Origin of the sequence: Pseudoalteromonas umbrosa, from assembly GCF_030125375.1 — a bacterium.
Taxonomy (GTDB): domain Bacteria; phylum Pseudomonadota; class Gammaproteobacteria; order Enterobacterales; family Alteromonadaceae; genus Pseudoalteromonas; species Pseudoalteromonas umbrosa.
The window spans coordinates 77,377-102,603 of the sequence record NZ_JASJUU010000007.1 but is presented as its reverse complement, the minus strand read 5'-3'; the positions used below and the strand labels follow the sequence as shown (position 1 = coordinate 102,603).

At 42.9% G+C, this 25,227-nt stretch carries 22 protein-coding genes; 9 read left to right on the top strand and 13 right to left on the bottom strand.

The window, feature by feature from the left end; all coding sequences use genetic code 11:
* The first annotated feature begins 55 nt into the window (after positions 1 to 55).
* Positions 56 to 2,572, top strand: a complete 2,517-nt coding sequence (locus QNM16_RS19990) for an EAL domain-containing protein (protein ID WP_284022072.1) — start codon at positions 56 to 58, stop codon at positions 2,570 to 2,572.
* Here the strand turns inward: QNM16_RS19990 and QNM16_RS19985 are convergent.
* From QNM16_RS19985 to rsmD, 12 genes are all read right to left on the bottom strand, one after another.
* Positions 2,548 to 3,360, bottom strand: coding sequence for a DUF2797 domain-containing protein (locus QNM16_RS19985; protein WP_284022071.1), 813 nt, complete (start codon positions 3,358 to 3,360; stop codon positions 2,548 to 2,550). The two genes, QNM16_RS19990 and QNM16_RS19985, sit on opposite strands and share 25 nt — an antisense overlap.
* A gap of 193 nt (positions 3,361 to 3,553) precedes the next feature.
* The gene (purD, locus tag QNM16_RS19980; protein WP_284022070.1) at positions 3,554 to 4,837 is read right to left on the bottom strand and encodes a phosphoribosylamine--glycine ligase; all 1,284 of its coding nucleotides are present in this window, start codon (positions 4,835 to 4,837) and stop codon (positions 3,554 to 3,556) included.
* Between the two features lie 14 nt (positions 4,838 to 4,851).
* A complete protein-coding gene (locus QNM16_RS19975; RefSeq protein ID WP_284022069.1) occupies positions 4,852 to 5,682 on the bottom strand; it encodes a class I SAM-dependent methyltransferase in 831 nt (276 codons plus the stop codon).
* 101 nt (positions 5,683 to 5,783) lie between these two features.
* Positions 5,784 to 7,370: a bifunctional phosphoribosylaminoimidazolecarboxamide formyltransferase/IMP cyclohydrolase gene (purH, locus tag QNM16_RS19970; RefSeq protein WP_284022068.1), complete on the bottom strand. Its 1,587-nt coding sequence runs from the start codon at positions 7,368 to 7,370 to the stop codon at positions 5,784 to 5,786.
* A gap of 252 nt (positions 7,371 to 7,622) precedes the next feature.
* Positions 7,623 to 7,913: a DNA-binding transcriptional regulator Fis gene (gene fis, locus QNM16_RS19965; RefSeq protein WP_010374122.1), complete on the bottom strand. Its 291-nt coding sequence runs from the start codon at positions 7,911 to 7,913 to the stop codon at positions 7,623 to 7,625.
* 15 nt (positions 7,914 to 7,928) lie between these two features.
* The gene (gene dusB, locus QNM16_RS19960; protein WP_284022067.1) at positions 7,929 to 8,900 is read right to left on the bottom strand and encodes a tRNA dihydrouridine synthase DusB; all 972 of its coding nucleotides are present in this window, start codon (positions 8,898 to 8,900) and stop codon (positions 7,929 to 7,931) included.
* Positions 8,901 to 9,179: 279 nt separating this feature from the next.
* Positions 9,180 to 10,055: a 50S ribosomal protein L11 methyltransferase gene (gene prmA / locus QNM16_RS19955; protein WP_284022066.1), complete on the bottom strand. Its 876-nt coding sequence runs from the start codon at positions 10,053 to 10,055 to the stop codon at positions 9,180 to 9,182.
* A gap of 178 nt (positions 10,056 to 10,233) precedes the next feature.
* On the bottom strand, positions 10,234 to 12,075 hold the full coding sequence (gene rpoD, locus QNM16_RS19950) for an RNA polymerase sigma factor RpoD (protein ID WP_284022065.1): 1,842 nt from the start codon (positions 12,073 to 12,075) through the stop codon (positions 10,234 to 10,236).
* Between the two features lie 103 nt (positions 12,076 to 12,178).
* Entirely contained in the window at positions 12,179 to 13,936 is a 1,758-nt protein-coding gene (gene dnaG / locus QNM16_RS19945) for a DNA primase (RefSeq protein WP_284022064.1), read from the bottom strand.
* Between the two features lie 76 nt (positions 13,937 to 14,012).
* The gene (locus tag QNM16_RS19940; protein ID WP_063361530.1) at positions 14,013 to 14,459 is read right to left on the bottom strand and encodes a GatB/YqeY domain-containing protein; all 447 of its coding nucleotides are present in this window, start codon (positions 14,457 to 14,459) and stop codon (positions 14,013 to 14,015) included.
* A gap of 21 nt (positions 14,460 to 14,480) precedes the next feature.
* Positions 14,481 to 14,696 carry a 30S ribosomal protein S21 gene (rpsU, locus tag QNM16_RS19935; protein ID WP_010362466.1) on the bottom strand — a complete coding sequence of 72 codons (216 nt, stop codon included), beginning with the start codon at positions 14,694 to 14,696 and terminating at the stop codon, positions 14,481 to 14,483.
* Positions 14,697 to 14,860: 164 nt separating this feature from the next.
* Positions 14,861 to 15,457 (bottom strand): 16S rRNA (guanine(966)-N(2))-methyltransferase RsmD, encoded by a 597-nt coding sequence (rsmD, locus tag QNM16_RS19930; protein ID WP_284022063.1) that lies wholly within the window; start codon positions 15,455 to 15,457, stop codon positions 14,861 to 14,863.
* A gap of 287 nt (positions 15,458 to 15,744) precedes the next feature.
* Here rsmD and ftsY point away from each other — a divergent pair, with 287 nt between their 5' ends.
* From ftsY to QNM16_RS19895, 7 genes are all read left to right on the top strand, one after another.
* Positions 15,745 to 17,946, top strand: coding sequence for a signal recognition particle-docking protein FtsY (gene ftsY, locus QNM16_RS19925; RefSeq protein ID WP_284022062.1), 2,202 nt, complete (start codon positions 15,745 to 15,747; stop codon positions 17,944 to 17,946).
* 73 nt (positions 17,947 to 18,019) lie between these two features.
* The gene (ftsE, locus tag QNM16_RS19920; RefSeq protein WP_284022061.1) at positions 18,020 to 18,724 is read left to right on the top strand and encodes a cell division ATP-binding protein FtsE; all 705 of its coding nucleotides are present in this window, start codon (positions 18,020 to 18,022) and stop codon (positions 18,722 to 18,724) included.
* Positions 18,721 to 19,707, top strand: coding sequence for a permease-like cell division protein FtsX (ftsX, locus tag QNM16_RS19915; protein ID WP_284022060.1), 987 nt, complete (start codon positions 18,721 to 18,723; stop codon positions 19,705 to 19,707). The genes ftsE and ftsX overlap by 4 nt, the downstream gene beginning before the upstream one ends.
* A gap of 231 nt (positions 19,708 to 19,938) precedes the next feature.
* On the top strand, positions 19,939 to 20,802 hold the full coding sequence (gene rpoH / locus QNM16_RS19910) for an RNA polymerase sigma factor RpoH (RefSeq protein WP_284022059.1): 864 nt from the start codon (positions 19,939 to 19,941) through the stop codon (positions 20,800 to 20,802).
* A 134-nt stretch (positions 20,803 to 20,936) separates the two neighbouring features.
* Positions 20,937 to 21,647, top strand: a complete 711-nt coding sequence (locus QNM16_RS19905) for a 1-acylglycerol-3-phosphate O-acyltransferase (protein WP_284022058.1) — start codon at positions 20,937 to 20,939, stop codon at positions 21,645 to 21,647.
* The gene (gene rraB, locus QNM16_RS19900; protein WP_284022057.1) at positions 21,647 to 21,982 is read left to right on the top strand and encodes a ribonuclease E inhibitor RraB; all 336 of its coding nucleotides are present in this window, start codon (positions 21,647 to 21,649) and stop codon (positions 21,980 to 21,982) included. Before QNM16_RS19905 ends, rraB begins: the two co-directional genes overlap by 1 nt.
* 152 nt (positions 21,983 to 22,134) lie before the next feature.
* Positions 22,135 to 23,412 carry an HD-GYP domain-containing protein gene (locus QNM16_RS19895; protein WP_284022056.1) on the top strand — a complete coding sequence of 426 codons (1,278 nt, stop codon included), beginning with the start codon at positions 22,135 to 22,137 and terminating at the stop codon, positions 23,410 to 23,412.
* Here the strand turns inward: QNM16_RS19895 and QNM16_RS19890 are convergent.
* A complete protein-coding gene (locus tag QNM16_RS19890) occupies positions 23,372 to 23,695 on the bottom strand; it encodes a hypothetical protein (RefSeq protein WP_063363164.1) in 324 nt (107 codons plus the stop codon). The genes QNM16_RS19895 and QNM16_RS19890 overlap by 41 nt on opposite strands.
* Positions 23,696 to 23,950: 255 nt before the next feature.
* Here QNM16_RS19890 and QNM16_RS19885 point away from each other — a divergent pair, with 255 nt between their 5' ends.
* Positions 23,951 to 25,216 carry an outer membrane protein transport protein gene (locus tag QNM16_RS19885; RefSeq protein ID WP_284022055.1) on the top strand — a complete coding sequence of 422 codons (1,266 nt, stop codon included), beginning with the start codon at positions 23,951 to 23,953 and terminating at the stop codon, positions 25,214 to 25,216.
* The last annotated feature ends 11 nt before the right edge of the window (positions 25,217 to 25,227 follow it).

The window sequence follows — 25,227 nt, the reverse complement described above, 5'->3', positions numbered from 1 at the left end:
GCGAAAGACAGCTCAGTATACTCAAGATGGTAGTTAGAATGCGAGGAAAGTGCTTATGATAGGTGACTCACGTCAGCTGAAAATTAAAGACGTGTTTTCGACTAGCTTATTATCATGTGATGAATCAACCAGTTTATATGATGCATTAGTAAAAATGCGTCAGCACAATGTCAGCTCGATCTTTGTTACGCATCGAGGTGGCATTGTAGGCATATGGACTGAGTCTGATTGCGTGAAACTAGATCTAAAGCATATTCACCTTTCTCAGCTGCCAATTAAGCAGGTCATGACTTCACCTGTTCATGATATTTTGCTTGATAAGACACTTAGCGAAGCAACAATCAAATTACACCAACTTGGGATCAGACACTTACTGGTCAAAGACTACAATAATGAGCCTTCGGGCGTTGTCTCTTTATCCGATATTGTTCGTAACCAAGGCTTAGATCATTATCTGCACTTTCGTCCTATAGAAGATCACTTTGACAGTGATGTGAGCGTGCTAGATAGTCGTCAGTGTGTTAGTGAGGCGATTGAAGTCATGCGACATAAACGAGCAACAGCGGTACTGGTCTATCACGAACAGTTGAAAGAGTATGGCATTATTACCCAGCGTGATATTGCGTATGCGATTTTAGAGCCGCATTGGCAACAGCAATGCTGGGAGTTAGCAAGCTTTCCTATGCTGTCTATGACGCCAGATGAAAGTCTATTTGATGCATATCGCAAGATGACTGCGAAATCGATACGTCACCTTGTTGTACGTGATAAATCTACTAGCCAAGTTGTTGGTTTATTAGCACTGAAAAATGTCCTTACTGAAATAGAAACAGCCTACTGTAGTGAGTTAGAAAATGTATTGGCGCAGCGAGATATTGCCCTTCGTAAATCTGAGAAAAACCTCTACCTCGCCAATAGAATAATCGATGCTTCACTGGATGGCATTATGATCACCCGCAGTAGCGGCGAAATCATTCAAATCAATCCCGCATTTAGTGCATTGACTGGCTATCAGGATTACGAGGTGATTGGCAAGAAGCCAAGCATTCTGAGTTCAGGTATGCATGATGAGGACTACTACAACTCAATGTGGGCGGCGTTAAAAGAAAAAGGAGTTTGGCAAGGCGAGATCTGCAATAAGAAAAAAACAGGTGATATTTACGTTGAGTGGCTCACAATCATAGAAATTAACGACCCTTATAGTGATGAAGTCCTCTATGCTGCAATATTCAGTGATATTACCGAGCGCAAAAATGCAGAAGAAAAAATTGCGCGATTAGCCTATTTTGATGAGCTAACTGGACTACCAAATCGTCGATTATTTTATGACAGGCTATCCATGGCATTGGCTTCGGCACACCGTGACCAGCATAAGATCAGTGTTATGTTTATTGATTTAGACCGCTTCAAAGAAGTGAATGATACGCTCGGACACAGCGCTGGGGATAAACTGCTAATGCAAGTTAGTGAGCGGATCAAAAGTATTCTAAAAGAAGGGGATACCCTTGCTCGACTCGGTGGGGATGAGTTTGTGGTACTTCTGACTGAAGTGGCTGATATGGACTCTGTGGTCTCCTTTGCTGATAAGCTACTACTGCAATTTAATAAGTCTTTTAACTTAGGTAATATTTCAGTCGCTGCGACGGCATCACTGGGTGCATCTATGTATCCAGATGATGGCTCTGACAGTGAAAGTTTACTGAAGCACGCCGATGTAGCTATGTATCGTTCTAAAGAGCTGGGACGTAATTCATTTCAAATGTATAAAGCGTCTATGAATGCACGTTCACTTGAGCGTTTATCGATGCAGAGCCGCTTTCAAAGTGCACTTGAAAATGGCGAGTTTGAGCTCTATTTTCAACCACTAAAGTGTCTTGTCAGCGGCCGTATAACGAGTTTGGAGTGCTTATTAAGATGGCATGATCCTAACCTTGGCATGATTTCCCCCGCACAGTTCATCCCATTGGCAGAGGAGCTGGGTTTAATTGTTAAGTTAGATGAGTGGGTTATCGATAGGGCCTGTGCTCAGCTGGCACACTGGCAAAAGATGAACATTGATGTCAGGCATTTAGCGATCAATGTCTCTGCGCAGCATTTAACACAGGGCGATCTTGTTAATTCATTACACAATGCCCTGAGTAAATATGAATTAGAGGGTAATCAAATTGAGCTAGAGCTCACAGAAGGCTGCTTTATTAGCAACTTCCAATGTGCCAAGGACGTGCTTAGCAGTGTAAAAAAAATGGGAGTGAGCATTGCATTGGATGATTTTGGCACGGGCTATTCGGCGTTAAGTTATCTTACTAAGTTACCGATAGATATTTTAAAAATTGATCCTAGCTTTATTGCAAAAATACCTGATGAGTATGGCAATAGTGAAATTGTCAGTGCGATTGTGGCAATGGCCAAAGCATTGAAGTTACATGTGGTGGCAGAAGGGGTAGAGAAGCAAGAGCAAATGCGCTTTTTACAAAAGTTAGGCTGTCATGCTATGCAGGGGTACTTGTATTGCAAGCCGCTTTCGCAAGCGGCTTGGTGTGAGTTTTATCAAGCGGAGAAATTGATTTCGTAGGACGTAAACTTACGAATATTAATGACGCCTTTTTCAAAAATGAGATATTGCCCTTTAATGCCTTTTAATACACCATTCACGGTCGGCTCTTTATCAAAGTTAAAGGAACTAATTTTTGTTGGGTAGTCCTCAACAGGGAAGGTTAGGTCTACAACTTCTTCATCTAAGCGTTCAATGGCAGTTGCACCAAATAACTCAGCCAGCTCATCGAGCTTTTCTTGGATCTGAGGAATTAATTCTTGTGCACTTTGCTTTAGGTCTAATTCAGGATTAATACCTTTTAGCATGTTTCGCCAATTAGTTTTATCTGCAATGAACTTAGCCAGTGCAACCTCTACCAGTCCAGACTGGAGGCGTGTTTGTACTTTAAAAATTGGCAATGCTTGGGTTGCGCCTTGATCGATCCAGCGAGTTGGGATTTGAGTGTGGCGTGTGATACCGACTTTGAGACCCGATGTATTGGCTAAATAGACATAGTGTGGGATCATACAATTGGCTTCCCCCCACTCTGGCTCTCGGCATGTGCCTTGATCATAGTGACATGTTTCAGGCTTCATGATACACATATCGCAGCTAGCAAGCTTTTTCATACACACAAAGCAGTGGCCCTGAGAGTAGCTTTTTTTGGTTTTTTTACCGCAACTGCAGCAATAGATATTACCTGTGAAAGTTAAGGTAATTTCTTTGTCAAAATAGTCATTGAGATTAACCAGTTCGTCGCCAATTGGCAGCTGATATTGAATTGGATTGGTAAGGCTGGCTTTTAGTTTACTTAACGTGCCCTGCATCTTTACGCCCCTAAAGATGATACAAAAGGAGATCCTAGCAAGTCAGTTGGAAAATACCAATGGTAAATTGAAAAAAATTATAGATTTCAAGGGTTTGAAATTGATATTGGTTTTTGTTTTTATTTGCGTTTTAGTATTTTAAATAAAAAACGGCTCTTCGAGAGCCGTTTTAGCATATTCATCTAATTAAAGATCACTGCTCACGAGCAATAGCACGATAAGCAATATCTGTACGGTATTCTACACCGTCCCAGTTGATGTCTTTAACGAGTGCATAAGCACGTTTTTGTGCTTCTGTCACAGTATGGCCTAGCGCTGTAGCACATAAAACACGCCCACCTGCTGTCACAACATCATCCCCTTGCTGCTTAGTACCCGCATGGAATACCTTTTCACCTTCAGAGTAATTAACCTGAAGACCTGAAATTGCATCGCCTTTTGGATAGCTGGCTGGGTAGCCTTTTGCTGCTAATACAACACCAACTGCGGCTCTAGGATCAAATTGAATTTCTGTTTGATCTAGTTCCTGACGGTTTGCCGCCTCAATCAGTGACACAAGGTCCGATTGTAGACGCAGCATAATTGGCTGTGTTTCAGGATCACCAAAACGACAGTTATATTCAATAACCTTAGGTGTGCCGTCTGCTGTGATCATCAAGCCCGCATACAAGAAGCCAGTGTAAGGGTGACCTTCAGCTGCCATACCTTCTACTGTTGGATAAATCACTTCATTCATAATGCGGTCGTGAATGTCTTTTGTCACAACTGGAGCTGGAGAGTATGCACCCATACCGCCGGTATTTGGACCTTGATCGCCATTATATGCACGTTTGTGGTCTTGGCTGGTGGCAAAAGGTAGCACGTTTTTACCGTCAACCATGACGATAAATGACGCTTCTTCACCTTCTAAGAACTCTTCAATCACCACTCGGCTGCCAGCATCGCCAAATGCGTTACCAGCAAGCATGTCACGGATTGCTTCTTCCGCTTCAGCTTCGGTCATTGCGACGATAACGCCTTTACCCGCTGCTAGCCCATCTGCTTTAACAACAATCGGTGCGCCTTGCTCTTTGACATAAGCAATCGCAGGCTCAATGTCAGTAAACGTTTGGTAAGCCGCTGTTGGGATCTGATGCCTTGCTAAAAAGTCTTTGGTAAATGACTTTGAACCTTCTAGCTGTGCAGCAGCTTGAGTCGGGCCAAAAATAGCCAAACCTTCAGAGCGGAATCGATCCACAACGCCGATCACTAATGGTGCTTCAGGGCCAACGATTGTGAGCTCAACTTTGTTCTCTTTCGCAAATGCAACCAATGCATCTAAGTCTTCAACGCCAATTGCAACGTTTTCTAACTTTGGTTCTAAAGCCGTACCAGCGTTACCTGGCGCTACAAATACAGTTTTTACTGATGGGTTTTGAGCGGCTTTGAACGCAAGCGCGTGTTCACGGCCGCCGCTGCCAATGACAAGTACATTCATGGCAAAGTATCCTATTAAATCTTTTTAAACTTTAAAGTCATACGGTCGCTTTCCCCAATCGCTTTGTACTGCGCTGACTTTTCGTCACCTAGCGCAAGTCTTGGCGGCAGTGTCCACACACCACGCGGGTGGTTTGCACTGTCTAATGGGTTAGCGTTGATTTCACTACTTGCTACCAATTCGAAGCCTGCTTTTTTTGCCATTTCGATGACATAGCTTTGTTTCATATAACCTGAACGCTTCTGATCTTCAGTATCACGGTGCTCTGGCAAACGGTGCTCTACTACACCTAAAATGCCGCCTGGCTTAAGTGCGGTATGGAATGCTTTGAAAGATTTAAGCACGCCCTCATCACCTGGGCGCATGTACCAGTTATGAACATTACGGAATGTTAGTACCATATCTGCAGAGCCTGCAGGTGCGATATCATGATGCGTTAATGCTGAAAACTCAGTCATTTTAATTTCGCTATAACGTGCGTCATTTGAAATTTTGTCTTTAAACGCAGCTAAAGATCTTTTGTAATATTCACCGTCAGAATCTGCTGGAAAGTGTGCTGCATACAAAGTACCTTGGCCTTTTATTGCTGGCGCTAGGATTTCAGTATACCAACCACCACCAGGTGCGATTTCAACTACGGTCATATTTGGTTTTAGACCAAAAAACTCCAATGTCTGGACTGGATTACGGTATTTATCACGGGCACGATTACTCTCTGTGCGCTCGCTGCTTTGCGCTGCTTTGGCAATGCTTGCATTTGAGCTGCTAGAGCCTGTTGTACTGCTACACCCTGCGATTGCAGTGACGATACCTGCTGTGATTAATGCTTTAATACCTAGTTTCATTATTCAGTTCCTTCAAGGTTATTGTGATTGTCTTTTGGTCAGAATACTTGAATTTGGTGCAAACAAAAAGCGCGAAACGTTAAACGTTTCGCGCTAATCGATTAGTGACGGAAATGGCGCATTCCGGTAAAGACCATTGCCATGCCTGCTTCATCAGCAGCAGCAATGACTTCTTCATCGCGCATTGAGCCACCTGGCTGAATAACCGCTGTAATACCAGCTTCAGCGGCTGCATCGATACCGTCTCGGAACGGGAAGAATGCATCAGAAGCCATGACAGAGCCTTTTACTTCAAGGTTTTCGTCTGCTGCTTTGATACCGGCGATTTTCGCTGAGTATACGCGGCTCATTTGACCTGCGCCTACACCAATGGTCATGCCATCACGAGCGTACACAATCGCATTTGATTTAACGAATTTAGCGACTTTCCAGCAGAATAATAGATCTTTCAGCTCTTGCTCAGTAGGCTGGCGCTTAGAGACAACCGTCAAGTCGCCAAGTGTGACCATGCCTTGGTCGCGGTCTTGGATAAGCACGCCACCGTTTACGCGTTTGATGTCAACGCCAGTAGATTTCGCTTCCCACTGACCACACTCTAGAAGGCGTACGTTTTTCTTTTCAGAGACAATGTCAGCTGCTTCTGCTGAAATGCTTGGTGCAATGATGACTTCCACAAATTGACGTTCAATGATGGCTTTTGCCGTTTCAGCATCTAGTTCGCGGTTGAAAGCAATGATGCCACCAAACGCAGAAGTTGGGTCCGTTTTAAATGCTCTGTCATAAGCGCTTAAAATATCTTTGTCTTCTGCTACACCACACGGATTTGCATGTTTAACGATAACACATGCCGGTGCTTCAAAGCTTTTCACACACTCAAGGGCTGCATCTGTATCAGCGATATTGTTATATGAAAGTGCTTTACCTTGTAATTGCTTCGCAGTCGCAACAGAGGCTTCTTCAATGTCGTTTTCTACATAGAAAGCGGCGTCTTGGTGTGAGTTTTCACCATAGCGCATATCTTGCTTTTTAGTGAACTGCATATTAATTGTGCGCGGGAATTTAGTTTCTTCCGCCGCTTCTTCGGTGTAATCAGCGACAAGCTTACCGAAGTAGTTTGCGATCATGCCATCATATTGTGCTGTGTGCTCATAGGCTGCAATCGCAAGATCAAAACGTGTTTTATATGTTGTTGAACCATCGTTGCCTTTAATCTCTGAAAGTACGCGGTCATAGTCGTTGGCATTAACTACAATGGTGACGTCTTTGTGGTTTTTAGCCGCTGCGCGAACCATAGTTGGGCCACCGATGTCGATATTTTCAATCGCATCTTCTAGGCTGCAGTCAGCTTTTGCAACAGTTTGTGCAAAGGGGTATAAGTTAACTACAACCATATCAATAGCAGAGATGTTGTTGTCTGCCATAACGTTTTCATCTTGGCCACGACGCCCCAAGATCCCACCGTGTACTTTCGGGTGGAGAGTTTTCACGCGACCATCCATGATCTCTGGGTGGCCTGTGTAGTCAGATACTTCCGTTACCTGAATGCCGTTGTCGGCTAGGAGTTTACAAGTACCGCCTGTAGAAAGAAGTTCAACGCCTGACTCAGCAAGAGCACGGGCAAACTCAACGATACCAGTTTTATCTGACACGCTTAAAAGTGCGCGACGAATAGGACGATGTATATCCATGATGGTTTTGATTTCCTCAATGATTAGTTAAGGGCTAGCTTAGAAAGGCTGTATTTTAGCTCAACTAGGATGAGAAAACGATGGAAATGATGTTAACGAGATTGAGAAATACTGAACTTTATGCGCTAATTTGGCTTTTAGAGGACATTATGCCTTAATTTACGTGTTTAGATAGGGTAGGTGAGTTGTTACTGAACAAGTGAGGAGGGATGAAAACGCCCTAAAGAAGGACGCTTTCAAAATCAGTACAGATTAGTTCATGCCGTACTTTTTAAGCTTCTTACGAAGAGTACCACGGTTGATACCAAGTAAGATCGCTGCGCGAGTCTGGTTGCCGCGTGTGTACGTCATTACTTCTTCAAGTAAAGGTGCTTCAAGCTCTGATAATACTAGCTCATATACATCTTGCACGTCTTGACCATTTAACTGCTTTAAGTAGTGGTGGACAGCTTTTTTAACTGCATCGCGTAGTGGTTGCGGTTTCTCTTGTGACTGAACATGAGCGTTAGTGATAAAAGGAGAAGTCACATTTTGTTCAAACATCTTTATGTCTCTTTCTTAGTTAGCTGCTAGTGTTTCAAAATAGTTTTCTAATGCCTCGATTTGCGCCTTTGGCTCCTCAAGTGCATTGAATACTCGCCTAAATTGACCTTCTTGGTCATGGGACTGCAAATACCAAGATACATGTTTGCGTGCGATGCGCGCACCCATTGGCTCACCGTAAAACTGATGAAGGTTCACAAGGTGCTCCATCAAAATACCACGCACTTCGGAAACCTCAGGTGCTGGTAAGTGTTTTCCAGTTCGCAAATAATAGTCTATCTCTCGGAAAATCCAAGGACGACCTTGGGCGGCTCGACCAATCATGATGGCATCTGCGCCCGTATAATCCAAAACCTGCTTTGCTTTCTCTGGTGATGTAATGTCACCATTCGCTACAACAGGAATAGAAACCGATTGCTTTATCGCTTTGATAGTGTCGTATTCTGCTTCACCTTTATACATGCATGCACGCGTTCTCCCGTGCACAGCCAGTGATGCAATACGATTGCGCTCGGCTATTTTCGCAATTTCAACACCATTACGGTTATCAGGATCCCATCCTGTCCGGATTTTTAAGGTAACAGGTACATCTACCGCGCCAACCACAGCTTGTACTATTTCCTCAACTAAATCCGGGTACTGCAAAAGTGCAGAACCTGCGAGTTTCTTGTTCACTTTTTTGGCTGGGCAACCCATATTAATATCTATGATTTGCGCGCCATTACTGACATTGAATTGTGCAGCTTGTGCCATAAGTTCAGGATCTGCTCCTGCAATTTGCACTGAACGTATACCTGATTCACCAGAGTGATCCATACGGTTCATTGATTTATCAGTTTTCCAAACCTTTGGATTTGATGACAACATTTCTGAAACCGCAAGTCCCGCGCCTAAGCGTCGACATAGCTGTCTAAATGGTCGGTCGGTTATACCTGCCATTGGAGCTACGATTACATTGTTATCAAGTTGGTAAGGACCAATACGCACTGCTATTCATCTGCCTCATTTCAAGGGGCGCTAAGTTTACGGTTTTTTTCGCAAAAATCAAAGGCTATAAATTGAACATAAGTGTTTTTTTTTTGAACTTTTTGGGTTGACTTTTGGTAACAATATGAAGGGCTGCATAAATTGCTGTAATTTTATCCAAAAAAACTTTGCAGAGTAGATTTAGCCTTGTTTATCGAGCTGTAAAAAAAGCGTAAAGCCTGTTAAGTACAGGCTTTACGCGTAATAGAATACTAACTCAGATGATAGTCGTTACACTTGTTATGGTTTTGTAATTCCACTCACTCGTGTCCATTCACCCTCTTGCTTTATTGCATCTAACTCAATATAAGGTGCATACACATCTGCAACAGATTGAGCTTGTTCTTCTAATATCCCTGACATGGCAATTGCGCCCTGCGGTTTCAAGAACCCAAGGATAATTTCATGCAATTCTCTAAGCGGTTGAGCGAGGATATTTGCAACAACGATATCGGCTTTAAATTCAGGTTGATCCTCTGGTAAATACACTTCTAGTTGATCAGCTACGCCATTACGCTCTGCATTGTCTCTGCTTGCGACAAGGGCTTGAGGATCGATGTCGATGCCGATTACACGCTCGGCTCCTAGTTTTATGGCTGCTATGCCCAAAATGCCAGAACCACAGCCAAAGTCGACTACGGTTTTACCACTCAAGTCTTGTGCTTCCAGCCATTGCAAACATAGCGAAGTGGTTGCGTGCGTGCCTGTGCCAAATGCAAGTCCCGGGTCTAGCAATACATTTACTGCATCCGGATCTGGGATATCGCGCCAACTTGGACAGATCCACAAACGCTCACCGAACTTAATAGGGTGAAAGTTATCCATCCATTCTCTTTCCCAGTCTTTGTCTTCTAACTGTTCTACCTTATATTTAGGCGCTTCAGGCATCTGCTCGGTAAGGTAATCAACAACTGATTGCATATCATGAGTTGCTTCAAATAGGCCTATCACGGTTGTCTCTGGCCACAAAATGACTTCACCTGGCTTAGGTTCATATACTGGGGTGTTTTGGCCATCAATAAATGTCACAGAAGGACAGCCAATATCCATTAATAAATCACTGATCAGATCGGCTGTTTCTTTGTTAGCATCAATGCGGATTTGGATCCAAGCCATAATATTGTTCCTATTAAATGTCTTTGTCTTCATTGTGCGATGAATACACATCTAATAGCAGTGATGATAACTACTATTAGGTGTGAGCGTGTAATTGGCTATGTCTGCAATTACCAGCACATATTTAAATTCAAATAAAAAGGCCGCATTATGCGGCCTTTTTTAGTATTTTTTACTCTTAGCCTTTTACGTCTAAGAAGCTCTTCAGAAGATCTGAGCGAGAAGGGTGGCGTAGTTTACGAAGTGCCTTCGCCTCAATCTGACGGATACGTTCACGTGTTACATCAAACTGCTTACCAACTTCTTCAAGTGTATGGTCCGTATTCATATCGATACCAAAACGCATACGAAGTACTTTAGCCTCTCTGGCTGTTAAGCCAGCCAACACTTCATTTGTTGCGCCGCGCAAGCTTTCCATTGTGGCTGAGTCAATCGGAGATTCAATCGTTGTATCTTCGATGAAATCACCAAGGTGTGAATCTTCATCATCACCGATAGGCGTCTCCATAGAAATTGGCTCTTTCGCAATTTTAAGCACCTTACGGATCTTGTCTTCAGGCATCATCATGCGCTCAGCCAATTCTTCAGGGCTAGGTTCACGACCCATTTCCTGTAGCATCTGACGAGAAATACGGTTAAGTTTATTAATCGTTTCAATCATATGGACTGGAATACGGATTGTTCTCGCCTGATCGGCAATCGAGCGTGTGATTGCCTGTCGGATCCACCATGTTGCATAAGTAGAGAACTTATAACCACGGCGGTATTCGAACTTATCAACCGCTTTCATAAGACCAATGTTACCCTCTTGGATAAGATCCAAGAATTGTAAACCACGGTTGGTATACTTTTTAGCGATTGAAATTACAAGACGTAAGTTTGCTTCAACCATTTCTTTTTTAGCACGGCGCGCTTTTGCTTCACCGATACTCATGCGACGGTTGATATCTTTGATACGTTCTACACTCAGGCCTGTACTTTCTTCAATAGCTTTGAGTTTATTGATACAACGTTCAATTTCTGGTTTAACTTCACGAAGTTTATCTGAATGTTTTTCACCAGATGAGATTTCAGCGTCGATCCAAGCAACGTCGGTTTCATTGTTGGCGAAGTGCTTAACGAATGTTTTCTTAGGTAACTTTGCAATCTGAACTGCTTGTTTCATGATGATACGTTCTTGAACACGTACTTTATCCATCATTTCACGCATGTTGTTAACCATGCGGTCAAATTGCTTAGGTACTAATTTGAATTTGCGGAACAGCTCACCAATCTCTTTAATTGCGGCTTGTGCATCTGGGTGACTGCGACCTTTTTCTTCAAAACATTTACGGGCACTGTTATATAGTGCACGAAGTTCTTCGAAGTGTTCGCGTGCAACTTCAGGGTCAGGACCTGATTCACCTTCTTCAGAATCATCGTCGTCATCTCCATCATCGTCTTCATCATCTAAGTCTTCTTCACTTAGTTCTGAACCGATATGTGTTGCAGAGATAGTTGCTTCGTCATCTTCTAATGAGTCGAAGAAACCTGTGACGATGTCACTTAAGCGCATTTCTTCGGCTTCGTACTTATCCCACTGTTCTAGCAAATACGTGATTGCTTCAGGGTATTCGGCAACAGATATCTGTACCTGATTAATCCCTTCTTCAATACGCTTTGCAATAAGAATTTCGCCTTCCCGAGTCAGTAGCTCAACGGTGCCCATTTCGCGCATGTACATACGGACTGGATCTGTTGTTCTGCCAATTTCTTTTTCTACCGTTGCTAGCGCAGCTGCCGCTGCTTCTGCTGCATCCTCGTCGGTGGTTGTTTCTTGCATCATCAGCTCATCGGCATCAGGAGCTGCTTCAGAAACCTGAATACCCATATCATTAATCATGCTAATGATATCTTCAACTTGATCCGAATCTATGATGTCTTGTGGAAGGTGATCGTTAACTTCTGCAAAAGTTAAGTAACCTTGCTCTTTACCTTTCTGAATCAGAAGTTTGAGTTGTGACTGAGGAGATTGATCCATAGAGATTTATGCTTCCACTCTGATAAAGTTTATACAACGGGCGCCAGCTAAAAACAGCGTTATTTTGGTTGACGCAGTGAATAGAACATTATAACACCAAAAATTAATTTTGACCAGTTCTACGAGAGCCTAAAGCTTGTGTTAATAACGCACATTCCAGTCGTTCGTCGCTATTTAAGCCCTCTGTTTTATCCTTAATAAGTAAGGTCTCTAATCGCAGATTTAAACACTGGTCCTCAATAAACTTGAAAGTGTGTTTAAATTCTTCTTCTAAAGCCTCTTCCTGTATATTGTGTTGCCAAGTTGCAAGCTTTTTTAAAGCCTCATAATCCTGCGTATCTCTAAAGGACTCTAAAATATGTGCAGTAGTATACTGTGTGTTTTCTAAGCATGTATGCTGTAACCTTAAAAATAGCGCCATGCCAGGTAACTGCATATGAGCGAGATCGGGTAGATAGTCAACACTGTGAGCTAATTGGGGATGCTGCAGTAGTAAACCAATTGCACGACGCATTGGGGTGACTTTAAATTTTCTTTCTATATTATGCTGTTTTTTTGGCGTTGATAGTTTTGCTGTCAACTGCTCCCGAGTTCTGCCGATGAGTCTTGCCAATGTCGTCAACAGTGATTCTTGATAAAATTCGCTGGGGATTTTACTGATCAGTGGCACCGCTTCTGCCAGTAACTTTGCTTTTCCAGCATCTGTGGTTAGATCACACTGTTCAGAAAGACGGCTGAATAGGACTTTACTGTAGTCATCTGCAGTTGCAAGCCTTTCTTCAAAGCGTTCTTTACCTTCTTTTTGCACCAATGAGTCAGGATCTTCACCGTCCGGTAAAAATACAAACCCGAGAGATTTACCATCTTTTAGATTTGGTAATGCATGCTCTAGTGCACGCCAAGCTGCGTCTCGACCAGCTCTATCTCCATCATAGCAGCATATTACCTTATCTGTATTTCGAAATAGAGTTTGCATATGCTCTAGTGTTGTTGCGGTGCCAAGTGCTGCGACGGCATAATCGATACCATACTCTGATAAGGCAACAACATCCATATAGCCTTCAACAATCAGCACTTGCTCTAATTTTTTATGTGCTTGCTTGGCTTCATAAAAACCATAGAGTTCAAAGCTTTTGTGGAAAATACGTGTTTCCGGGGAGTTTAAATACTTTGGACCTTGATCTTGGCCCATAACGCGACCACCAAATGCAATAACTCTTCCGCGTTTGTCGCGAATAGGAAACATTAACCGGTCGCGGAAAAAGTCAAATTGCCTGCCAGGTGTTTTTTCACTGGCGAGCTTTAATTCTACTAATTGTTGCTTTTGAGCTGTGTTTCGAGCAAGTTTACCAAGTAATGCGTCCCATTCAGGGGGAGCATACCCAATCTGAAATTTACTGACAGTTTGCTCTGACAGTCCACGCCCTTTTACATAGGCCTGTACTTGCGCAGCATTATTATGAGTATTTAATTGCTGTTGGTAAAAACGTGCGGTATGCATCATTAAGTCATAATCTGACTTTTTTTCTTCAAAACTTCGTTGCGGACCACCTAGACCTTGCTCTTTTGGGATCTCAAGATTAAACATGCCGGCAAGTTCTTCAATGGCGTCAACAAACTCAAGTTTGTCATATTCCATTAAAAAGGAGATGGCGTTACCGTTGGCACCACAACCGAAGCAATGATAGAACTGCTTATCTCTAGAAACTGTAAAAGAAGGAGACTTTTCATTGTGAAAAGGACAGCAGGCTTGATAGTCTTTTCCTGCTTTTTTTAGACCAACACGGCCATCTATAAGCTCGACGATGTCAGTTCTTGCTAATAAATCATCGATAAACTGTCTTGGAATTTTGCCAGCCATAGTTTTCCTAACGCTTATACGAAGAAACCGAGCGCAAGGCTCGGTTTACTAATTTCATACATTTGTATGTGGGTAGTTATGCGCTTAATCTTTGCTTAATTAAACCAGAGATTTTGCCCATATCAGCGCGACCTTCAGCTTGTGCTTTAATCACACCCATTACTTTACCCATGTCTTGCATACCAGCTGCGCCTGTGTCAGCGATAGCAGCGTCGATCATCTCAAGGACTTCTTCCTCAGATAAAGGCTGAGGTAAGAAAGACTCAAGTACTGATATTTCACCAGCCTCGATCTGTGCTAAGTCTTCTCTTCCTGCATCAGTATACTGAGTGAAAGAGTCTTTACGCTGTTTAACCAGTTTAACCAACACTGAGGTGATACCAGCATCGTCTAGCGTTGTCTGGTTATCAATTTCACGTTGCTTGACTTCAGCTAGAGCTGCTCTGATTGCCGTAAGACGTGGTTTGTCTTTGGCTTTCATTGCTTCCTTTTGGGCGTCTTTTAGCGTCGCTAATAAGCTCATATGTACAAGACCAAATGTTAATTAGTATAGTTTAACGCGACGTGCGTTTTCACGAGAAAGCTTTTTCATGTGACGCTTTACAGCTGCTGCTTTCTTACGCTTACGCTCTGCAGTTGGCTTTTCATAGTGCTCGCGACGACGAACTTCAGAAAGGATACCTGCTTTTTCACATGAACGCTTGAAACGACGAAGTGCTACGTCAAACGGTTCGTTTTCTCTTACTTTAATTACTGGCATTAAAAATTCACCTACCTAAATAATGAGCTTGGCTCAAATTGACCGATAAATGGTCAATTGGTTCAAAAATGGTGCGGTATTGTAAGCCGAAGCGAGACCGCGTGTAAAGATCAAATTATAGCGGATCTGAATAATTGTGTCATGCGTTAATCTCGGTGTGCTTTTTATATGCTTTCTACTGGGCCTCGATTAAAAAGCATGCAAATCACTTGGCCTGCTTTTTTCTCTTTTAACAACTGCCAGTTAGCAGGGAAATTTGGCTGTGCTTCTTTTTCAAATTCAACATAAATTAATGAATCATCATGAAGCCACTCTGCGCTTTCAAGTAGTTCGCAACAAGGGAAAAGTAAGTCTTTTCTAAATGGGGGATCTAGATAAACAATGTCAAAGGTGTGTTGTTCATCATTACTACGCAAGTAATCTAGTGCACTTGTATGGATCACTCGTGCATTATCGAGCGCGAGTGTTTGTATATTTTGTGTAATTTGCGTCGCAGCTGTTTTATCTAATTCTATGAATGTTGCATGCTGAGCAAAACGAGATAATGACTCTAATCCCAAGCTACCGGAGCCGGCAAAGCAATCTAGTACGTTGGCGTCTCGTGTATCAGCCATCAGCCAATTAAATACTGTTTCTTTTACACGATCAGTTGTCGGCCTGAGGCCTTCAACATCTTTTACTGGTAGCTTACGACCTTTAAATTTACCACTGATAATTCGAATATGACCGTCAGTTCGGGCTTGAGGCTTTCTTTTTTTCATATATTTTCGCTATCGAGTATGTTGCACTCGATTATAAATTTTTCATCTACTTGGAACATGATACACTAAGCGCATATTATGGCGTTAACTTAGTGATTATAACAATTATCACAAAGTCTTTTGTGTGATTATTAAGGTCTTTGTACTAACCCCAAAGTTTTGGCATGCATAGCTCAATGACGATGCGCGCGATCGCAACGTGGGAAGCTTTGCGCTTAATGGTGGTGATCATAGATACGGTTATGGCTACTAAATCACAATACAAACTTTAATGGTATTAGTTGGTTATGGGAAAGAAAAACAAATTTTTATCTTGGTTGGGGTTTGGTAAATCCGACAAAGAACAGGCGGAACGCGAGGAAGCAGAGCGTTTAGCCAAAGAGCAGGCAGAGCGTGAAGAAGCAGAGCGTTTAGCCAAAGAACAGGCAGAGCGTGAAGAAGCAGAGCGTTTAGCCAAAGAACAGGCAGAGCGTGAAGAAGCAGAGCGTTTAGCCAAAGAACAGGCAGAACGAGAAGAAGCAGAGCGTTTAGCCAAAGAACAGGCAGAGCGTGAACAGGCAGAGCGTGAAGAAGCAGAGCGTTTAGCCAAAGAACAAGCAGAGCGTGAAGAAGCTGAGCGTCTAGCCAAAGATCAAGCAGAGCGTGAAGAAGCTGCGCGTTTAGCCAAAGAACAGGCAGAGCGTGAAGAAACTGAGCGTCTAGCCAAAGATCAAGCAGAGCGTGAAGAAGCAGAGCGTTTAGCCAAAGAACAGGCAGAGCGTGAAGAAGCAGAGCGTTTAGTCAAAGATCAAGCAGAGCGTGAAGAAGCTGCGCGTCTAGCCAAAGATCAAGCAGAGCGTGAAGAAGCAGAGCGTTTAGCCAAAGAACATGCAGAGCGTGAAGAAGCAGAGCGTCTAGCGAAAGAACATGCAGAGCGTGAAGAAGCAGAGCGTTTAGTCAAAGAACAGGCAGAGCGTGAAGAAGCAGAGCGCCTAGCCAAAGAACAGGCAGAGCGTGAAGAAGCAGAGCGTTTAGCCAAAGAACAGGCAGAGCGTGAAGAAGCTGAGCGTTTAGCCAAAGAACAGGCAGAGCGTGAAGAAGCAGAGCGTCTAGCCAAAGAGCAGGCAGAGCGTGAAGAAGCTGAGCGTCTAGCCAAAGAACAGGCAGAGCGTGAAGAAGCTGAGCGTCTAGCCAAAGAACAGGCAGAGCGTGAAGAAGCTGAGCGTCTAGCCAAAGAACAGGCAGAGCGTGAAGAAGCAGAGCGTCTAGCCAAAGAACAGGCAGAACGTGAAGAAGCTGAGCGTTTAGCCAAAGAACAGGCAGAGCGTGAAGAAGCAGAGCGTCTAGCCAAAGAACAGGCAGAGCGTGAAGAAGCAGAGCGTCTAGCCAAAGAACAGGCAGAACGTGAAGAGGCAGAGCGCCTAGCCAAAGAACAGGCAGAACGTGAAGAGGCAGAGCGCCTAGCCAAAGAACAGGCAGAACGTGAAGAGGCAGAGCGCCTAGCCAAAGAACAGGCAGAGCGTGAAGAAGCAGAGCGTCTAGCTAAAGAGCAAGCTGAAGCAGAAAAGCCAAAGAAGAAAGGCTTTTTTGCACGCTTAAAACAAGGACTTCTTAAAACAAAAGAAAATATTGGTTCTGGTTTTGCGTCAATTTTCCGCGGCAAGAAGATTGATGATGATTTATTTGAAGAACTAGAAACCCAGTTATTAACAGCTGACTTGGGTGTTGAAACCACCATGAAGCTGATTGATAACCTGACCGATGCCGCTGATCGCAAGCAGCTAAAAGATGGCGATGCGCTGTATGAATTGATGAAAAGTGAAATGGCTGAGATCTTAAAGGATGCTGAGCAACCATTAGAAATCAATACAGGCAAAAAACCATATGTGATTTTAATGGTCGGTGTGAACGGTGTAGGTAAAACTACCACAATCGGTAAAATGGCTAAGCAGTTCCAGTCACAAGGTAAATCTGTGATGCTCGCTGCCGGGGATACTTTCCGAGCTGCCGCTGTTGAGCAATTGCAAGTATGGGGCGAGCGAAACGAGATCCCTGTTGTCGCACAGCATACTGGCGCTGATAGTGCTTCAGTGGTATTTGATGCATTTCAGGCTGCGCAAGCACGTAATGTAGATGTGCTGATCGCTGATACTGCGGGTCGTTTGCAAAATAAAGATAATTTAATGCAAGAGCTTGAAAAAATTGCCCGAGTAATGAAAAAGCTTGACCCAGATGCACCACATGAAGTGATGCTGACGATTGATGCGGGTACGGGGCAAAATGCTATTAGTCAGGTTAAACTATTTGACCAAGCAGTTGGTTTAACTGGTATCACGCTAACTAAACTAGATGGCACGGCAAAAGGTGGCGTCATTTTCGCTGTTGCAGATCAGTTTAAAATTCCAATTCGATATATCGGTGTTGGTGAAGGTATCGATGACTTGAGAACGTTCAAGAGCGATGATTTCATCGAGGCGCTATTTAGCCAAGATGATGAGCAACAAAGTTAAAAACAAAAAGCGCCCGATTAGTCGAGGCGCTTTTTCTCTATAAGGACAGAGCATACGCATTTGTAGGTCGTATATGATTAAATTCGAACAAGTTAGCAAAACTTATCCAGGTGGCCACAGAGCGCTCGAGAAAGTGAGCTTTGAACTTGGCAAAGGTGAATTAGCATTTTTAACCGGTCACAGCGGCGCGGGCAAAAGTACGTTGTTGAAGCTTATAAGTGTAATGGAGCGCCCGTCAGCAGGTCGGGTATCAATCAATGATGTTGACCTTAACAGTATTTCGAATCGGCAAGTACCTTTTGTTCGCCGAGACATTGGCATTATTTTCCAAAACCACCGGTTACTTGAGCGTTATAACGTATTTGACAATGTTGCTTTACCTCTCGTCATTGAAGGAACACACCGTAAGCACATCACAAAGCGTGTACATGCTGCGTTAGATAAAGTCGGCTTACTGGACAAAATAAAGTGTCAGCCGAGTACGTTATCTGGCGGTGAGCAGCAACGCGTCGGTATTGCCAGAGCAATTGTTAATTCCCCACCACTATTATTAGCAGATGAGCCAACTGGTAACCTAGACCCTGAATTATCAATGGAGATTTTAACCTTATTTGAGGATTTTAACCGTCACGGCACTTCGGTTTTGATTGCGACCCATGATTTAGGATTGATTGCACGTATGAAATATCGCAGCTTAACCTTGGATCATGGTCGGATGCTTCAAGACCCATTGGCTGTAGACCCTTTAAAAGGTGATTTTATAGGAGATTCGCTATGAGTTTACTATTTAAAGGTCGAGGCAATCAGGTTAATAGTCAGGATAAGTCGCTCTTTTTAAAGTTGTACTTTTTTGTTTTGACAATTTTTCGTCATGGTGTTCATAGTTTAGGTGAAATGTGGCGCACACCAATGGCCTCTGTCATGACGATATTGGTACTTGGTTTGAGCTTGACGTTACCAGCTACATTATATGTGGTTGTTAAGAACGTCCAAAAAGTCAGCAGTGGTTTTCAAGAAGCAGCAGAGATCTCTTTATTTGTTAAAGAAGGGATTAGTGAACAAGAAACGCAAACCTTAGTAAAGCGTTTGGCACTCTATCCTGAAGTTGACTCAGTGAGCTTTATTTCTCAGTCCCAAGCATTAGAAGAGTTCAAGCAAATTTCGGGGTTTGGCCAAGCGCTAGATTACTTAGAAGAGAACCCACTTCCAAGTGTGGTTTTGGTTACACCCACTAAACGCCATCGAGGCGCTGAAAGCGCACAAGTATTACTTGAGAAGTTAGAGAGCGAGCGTGAAGTGGAGTTTGGTAAGCTTGATATTGAGTGGTTGGAGCGGCTAAATGCTTTACTAGGACTTCTGAAAGAGAGTGTTTTTACTGTTGGTTTGTTACTCCTTAGCGCAGTGGTATTGATTATTGGTAACACTATTCGTTTGTCCATTATGGATAAAAAAGAAGAGATCCAAGTTTTGAAACTCGTAGGCGCGACCAATACATTTATTCATACTCCGTTTTTATGGACTGGAATTTGGTATGGCATTGTTGGTGGGTTAGTGGCCTTTATTTGTGTTGTTTTGATGCTTTGGTGGTTAGAGTCTGCTGTATCATTGGTGGTGGGCGTGTATCAAAGTAGCTTTGTATTAGAGGGCTTAAATTTATCAGAGTTGTTTTCTCTACTCTTATTAGCTATTTCTCTTGGCTTCATTGGTTCTTACCTTTCGGTGCAAAAGTACATTCGTGAGATTGAACCTGAAAAGGTTTAAATCCATTTTTAGCAGACTGTATTACTACCAGTCTGCTACTCTTCTTCTTGCTCAACAGGCTCTGTGAAATATTACAGTTTTAAAAATCATTTAAAATCAGTATCTTATTTATTCATCTATTGTTAATAATAAAAAGCTTGATTTTTAGGTTTAAAAAGTAGTAGATTGCAGTTAGCACTCTAAAGGTTAGAGTGCTAAAATACACAAAAGAATTTATCACTGAGGTGAAAAATGAGTAAAGACACATATGCAATGGCGTTAACAGTTGGACAGCAAAGTGCTAGTATCGAAGGATATCTGCAAGCTGTGAGCACGATTCCTATGCTTGACGCTGAAAAGGAACACAAGCTTGCTACACGTCTTCATGAAAATGGCGACCTAGATGCCGCAAAACAGCTCATTATGTCTCACCTCAGATTTGTAGCACATATTGCTAAAAGCTACTCAGGATATGGTTTACCGCAAGCTGACCTAATCCAAGAAGGCAACATTGGCCTAATGAAGGCAGTGAAGCGCTTTAACCCAACTGTCGGTGTGAGACTTGTGTCATTCGCAGTGCATTGGATTAAAGCTGAAATTCATGAGTACGTACTTAAAAACTGGCGTATCGTCAAAGTTGCGACAACAAAAGCACAACGCAAACTGTTTTTTAACCTGCGTAAGAATAAAAAGCGTCTTGGTTGGTTTAATCAAGAAGAGGTGAGCACTGTTGCTTCTGAGCTAGGTGTCAGTGAAAAAGAAGTCCGTGAGATGGAGTCGCGAATGAGCGGTCAAGATATGGGCTTTGATTTAGGGTCTGATGAAGATGAAGGGCCGCAAAGCGGTAACTTTTCACCAGTTCAGTACCTAGCAGATTCAAACAGTGACATTGCCGAAGTAATTGAAGAAGAGCAGTACCAACAGCAGGCACAGAATCGCTTGCTGGCGGCAATGAAGACGTTAGATGAGCGTTCTCAAGATATTGTTGCAGCAAGATGGTTAGCTGAAGACAAGGCTACACTGCAAGACTTAGCTGACAAATATAGCGTATCCGCAGAGCGAGTGCGCCAACTTGAGAAGTCAGCCATGAAGAAGCTGCAAGCAGCAATGAGCTAAGCGTTAACGCATTCAAGTTTTTTAAATACCGCTCCAGTTATGGGGCGGTATTTTTTTGTGTCATAAAAAATTGAGCTTACAAGTGTACGCTTATTTGATTATAATGCATCGATCAAGTTTTAGGAGCGCTGAGTTTGTTAGCTTTATTACGAATTTTGGCCATGGCCATATTTATTATTATGAGTTGTATTTTTGGATTGGCACTGTGTATTGTAAGACCATTCCATCGCAACAATGTGCATGTTATCGCCTCTTGGTTTGGCTCTATGGCCAAGGTAATAGGTGTTGAGTTAGTGATAGAGAGAGCGCCGGAAGTGTCTGATGTTGGCCCTGCGTTGTATGTTGCTAATCACCAGAATAACTATGATTTATTTACTTTGCCTGCGGTTGTACCACACAATACAGTGAGTATGGGTAAAAAAAGTCTCAAGTGGATCCCATTTTTTGGCCAGCTTTATTGGCTATCCGGTAATATCTTAATTGACAGGGCAAACCGTTCAAAAGCCGTAGGTACGTTGGATAAAGCCGTGGAGAAGATCAAGCAAAAGGGCTTGTCACTGTGGATGTTTCCTGAAGGGACGCGTAGCTATGGTAGAGGCTTGTTGCCATTTAAAACAGGTGCTTTCCACGCAGCTAAAAATGCGCAAGTACCAATTATTCCAGTATGCATGAGTTCAACGAAAGATAAAATTAAGCTAAATCGTTGGAACAACGGCAAAGTCTATATTTCGATGTTAGCACCGATTAAGTTATCAGAGGATTGCTCAGCAAGAGAGCATGCGGTGCGCATTCATGCTAAGATGGCCGATAAAATCGCACAATTAGATAAAGGTGAGAAAAGCTGATGGAAAATTGGCAAGAGATCAGTGAAGACATAGTTGAGTCGCTTCTTGAAGATGGCTCTAACCCTGAAAAGCTTTATGAGGTTGAACATCACTTTGTATGTGAGAACTTTGATAAGCTAGAAGAAGCCGCGTTAGCTGCATTCAAACTTGGTTATGATGTAGAAGAGCCTGCAGAGCTAGAGCTGGAAGATGGTGGAAAAATTTGGGGCTTTGATATTGTTGTTGAAGCTGAGCTAAATGCAGAAGTCATTATGGAAGATGTTGCAAAGCTAGTGGCAATTGCACAGCAAACTGGCGTTGAGTATGACGGTTGGGGTACTTACTTCCAAGACTAATTCACTCAGTTTGTGAGCCCGCAGAAAGAAATGGACTTCTCTCTACCCTTATTTTCTCATCCTTTATTCTTGTATTTTGATCTTATAGTAGACAATTTTGTCGTAACTATGCATATTATTGCGTTTGATTAAAAAAGCTTCTCCTAGGAACCATGCACGCAACAATTCCCATTAGTGAACTTGTACCAGGTATGTTTGTGGACAGTGTTCATAAATTAAAATCTGATGCAGATATTAAATTAAAGTCACGAGGGATGGTGCGTAATTCGGCGATTATTACTCAGCTAGAGGCTGACGGTGTACTTGAGCTCAATATAGACATCAAGCAAAGCCAAGTACCTGTGCCTGAGCGTTATATCAAGGCCGACGCTGCGAATACGCCTTTAAAGCCATCACAGGCAAGGTATGAGATAAAAGCTGATGCTGTATCAGATATCGAAGCAGATGCAGAACTTCAAGCGCTTCTCACCAGCTCCGGTGGTAATGTTCTGCCCACCGCTGAACTGTTTTCAGCAGCGTTAAATCAATTTGAAATGCAAAATAAGCGGTTGCAGCTGATCTATGGCAATATTTTGGGGGGAGAAGCGCTGCAGATGCATTTGGTGAATGACGTCAGCAAAGAAATTGTCTCCTCTGTGACACAAAATAGTAATGTCATGGCTATTCTCACCCGCCTTAAAGATAAGCGCGGATTCAGTTGGCGGCATATGATCAACTGCACTATTTTGATGACCATCTTTGCCAAGTATCTTGGGCTGAAGCCTCATGTGGTAGAGCAAATGGCCATGGCTGCCATGCTGCACGATATTGGTAGGAGCAAGGTCCCACAGAGTATTCAAGAAAAAGCAACGCCACTGAGTGACAATGAAACACGTCACATGCAAAGACATGTTGCATACTCGGTTGCTATGGTTAAAGAAGAAAAAGGAATAACGCCTTTGATGATAGACATGATTGTTAATCATCATGAGCGCCTTGATGGCAGTGGCTTTCCTCGAGGTCTTACAGAAGACAAGCTCAGTAAAGCTGCGCGTGTTATGGCTATTGTTGACACTTATGCAACGTTAACATCGGATCAGCCTGGCATGAAAGCCATAGAGCCTGTGCATGCGCTGCGCTTTTTATTATCTAATAAAGACCAGTTTGATGCGGTATTGGTGCAAAAGTTTATCAAGTGTATTGGGATACATCCCGTTGGTACCTTAGTAAAGCTGACCAATGATCGCTTGGGACTCGTGATGGCGGGTAATGAGGGCTCACCGACCTCCCCAATTGTGCGTGTTTTTTATAACGTGAAACACATGCATCAAATCACACTGAAAGATGTGGATCTGAGCGCGACAAACGACATTAAAATTGTGTCGAATGTTAGGCCGATTGATTATCAGATTAATTTATCCCGTCTGTTGCAAGAGAACTTGCTTGTTTAGCCTGCTTGCAACGCTTTAGTTTTTGTACTTTGGCTGAAAGTAGCGCGCCTGCAAGGCAGCTCGACATCAATACAATCCAAAGTAAGGTACCTCTTTCGCTATGCAATGCAAAGCAGCAGCAAGCGAGAGCAAACAAGGCTGCAATAATTGCACCTAGCCAATAATGATTGACTGGATTGTCACATTGTCCTGCACGCTGGCAGGCACAGTAATTTGCTTTACAAAGGCAGTACACGCTGACGCCTGAAAACAGCAGCGCTGCCATAATCAATAACACCATCATGATTATTCTCCTCACTTGAATGGCAAAGAGTATATGTGAAACTCTCACTTGGTTCAATGATATTGAGAATTAGTCTCATTTATAATTGTGTGCCAAGTGTTTAAATTCTGGTCTGACTTGTCACTAAAAGTAATTAAAAGCTGTTATTTTACGCAAATGGTGAGTTAAAAGTGTCAAAGTTGAAGATTTTTAATTCAGATTTCTGTAGTGTGTCGAGCCATTAATTTTATTGCAGTTAGAAATTAAGAGGCAAGAATGAACAGAATTATGGTTGCACTGATAGGTGCAGGTGCAATGATCACATCAACGCATAGTTTAGCCGCTGCATTTCAGTTAGCTGAGCAAAATGTATCAGGTTTAGGCAGAGCATACGCGGGTGAGGCCAGTGTCGCAGACGACGCATCAGTGGTTTCTCGCAATCCAGCATTGATGAATAAATTAGATGGTACGCAAATAAGTATTTCCGCGATGTATGTTAAACCGGATGTGAGTTTACAGGGCACAAGCACGAATAATGGTGTGCCAGCATCTGCGTTGGATAACAGCAGCATTGCGCCAAGTGCGGTTGTACCAAGCGCGTTTATCACGACTAATATCAATGACAAGTGGTCTATTGGTGGTGGCATGTACTCTCAATTTGGCTTGGCAACAGAATTTGAAGATGACTATGTTGCTGGCCAAATTGCAGGTGAAACTGAAATTGTGACTATCAATACTGGTATTGCAGCGTCCTATCAAGTTAATGCGCAGTGGAGCATTGCGTTGGGATTAAACCATGTCTATGCTGACGCGAAAATCCTTAGAAACCTTGGTGTAAATACATTTGGCGTACCCAATGAAACCGAGGTTGTGAATTTGGAAGGTGACGATACTGGCTTTGGCTGGAATGTTGGCGCTGTGTTTAACATTGACGAAGACAATCGTTTTGGTTTTCACTACCGCAGTGAAACAGACATTACATTTAAAGGCACTTTCAGTAATCAGCTACTAGCAGTCGCGCCTTTCAATGGTACTGGTGGCCAGGCTTTACCTGGTAGCGTTGCAATCACATTACCTGCAATTGCTGAAGTATCTGGTTCTCACAAGTTAGACAAACAAACTGCGCTACATTACAGCATTTTATGGACTGGCTGGAATAGCTTCCAAACGCTAGCGGCCAATGTTGAAAATGTTGGTACTGTGTTCACAAAGGATGAAAACTTCAGTAACTCGTTACGTTACTCAATTGGCGCTGATCACCAGTGGAGCGAAGTGCTTAAGTTACGTGCCGGTTTTGCGTATGATGAGTCACCAGCGGATGAAAATCATATGTCTATCTCTATACCAGATACAGACCGCATTTGGTACTCATTTGGTGCAGAATACCAGTTAACGGCAAATTCAAGTTTAGATGTTGGCGTGAGTATCATTCGAGGTAAAACGCAGCGCTTTATTGAAAAAGATAATTTTGGTAGCGAGTGGGGCTTTAAGTCAAAAGGCCATGCGTCAGTATTTGGTTTGCAATATAACCATACACTTTAACGTTCTACCCA

Bases quoted from the DNA above. Each gene is read 5' to 3' on its own strand.
- rpoH (WP_284022059.1), top strand. From the start codon at position 19,939: ATGAGTAAAGACACATATGCAATGGCGTTAACAGTTGGACAGCAAAGT.
- purD (WP_284022070.1), bottom strand. From the start codon at position 4,837: ATGAATGTACTTGTCATTGGCAGCGGCGGCCGTGAACACGCGCTTGCG.
- rsmD (WP_284022063.1), bottom strand. From the start codon at position 15,457: ATGAAAAAAAGAAAGCCTCAAGCCCGAACTGACGGTCATATTCGAATT.
- ftsE (WP_284022061.1), top strand. From the start codon at position 18,020: ATGATTAAATTCGAACAAGTTAGCAAAACTTATCCAGGTGGCCACAGA.
- QNM16_RS19885 (WP_284022055.1), top strand. From the start codon at position 23,951: ATGAACAGAATTATGGTTGCACTGATAGGTGCAGGTGCAATGATCACA.
- prmA (WP_284022066.1), bottom strand. From the start codon at position 10,055: ATGGCTTGGATCCAAATCCGCATTGATGCTAACAAAGAAACAGCCGAT.
- QNM16_RS19990 (WP_284022072.1), top strand. From the start codon at position 56: ATGATAGGTGACTCACGTCAGCTGAAAATTAAAGACGTGTTTTCGACT.
- QNM16_RS19975 (WP_284022069.1), bottom strand. From the start codon at position 5,682: ATGAAACTAGGTATTAAAGCATTAATCACAGCAGGTATCGTCACTGCA.
- ftsX (WP_284022060.1), top strand. From the start codon at position 18,721: ATGAGTTTACTATTTAAAGGTCGAGGCAATCAGGTTAATAGTCAGGAT.
- rpoD (WP_284022065.1), bottom strand. From the start codon at position 12,075: ATGGATCAATCTCCTCAGTCACAACTCAAACTTCTGATTCAGAAAGGT.
- ftsY (WP_284022062.1), top strand. From the start codon at position 15,745: ATGGGAAAGAAAAACAAATTTTTATCTTGGTTGGGGTTTGGTAAATCC.
- rpsU (WP_010362466.1), bottom strand. From the start codon at position 14,696: ATGCCAGTAATTAAAGTAAGAGAAAACGAACCGTTTGACGTAGCACTT.
- QNM16_RS19985 (WP_284022071.1), bottom strand. From the start codon at position 3,360: ATGCAGGGCACGTTAAGTAAACTAAAAGCCAGCCTTACCAATCCAATT.
- QNM16_RS19895 (WP_284022056.1), top strand. From the start codon at position 22,135: ATGCACGCAACAATTCCCATTAGTGAACTTGTACCAGGTATGTTTGTG.
- QNM16_RS19940 (WP_063361530.1), bottom strand. From the start codon at position 14,459: ATGAGCTTATTAGCGACGCTAAAAGACGCCCAAAAGGAAGCAATGAAA.
- rraB (WP_284022057.1), top strand. From the start codon at position 21,647: ATGGAAAATTGGCAAGAGATCAGTGAAGACATAGTTGAGTCGCTTCTT.
- purH (WP_284022068.1), bottom strand. From the start codon at position 7,370: ATGGATATACATCGTCCTATTCGTCGCGCACTTTTAAGCGTGTCAGAT.
- dnaG (WP_284022064.1), bottom strand. From the start codon at position 13,936: ATGGCTGGCAAAATTCCAAGACAGTTTATCGATGATTTATTAGCAAGA.
- QNM16_RS19890 (WP_063363164.1), bottom strand. From the start codon at position 23,695: ATGATGGTGTTATTGATTATGGCAGCGCTGCTGTTTTCAGGCGTCAGC.
- fis (WP_010374122.1), bottom strand. From the start codon at position 7,913: ATGTTTGAACAAAATGTGACTTCTCCTTTTATCACTAACGCTCATGTT.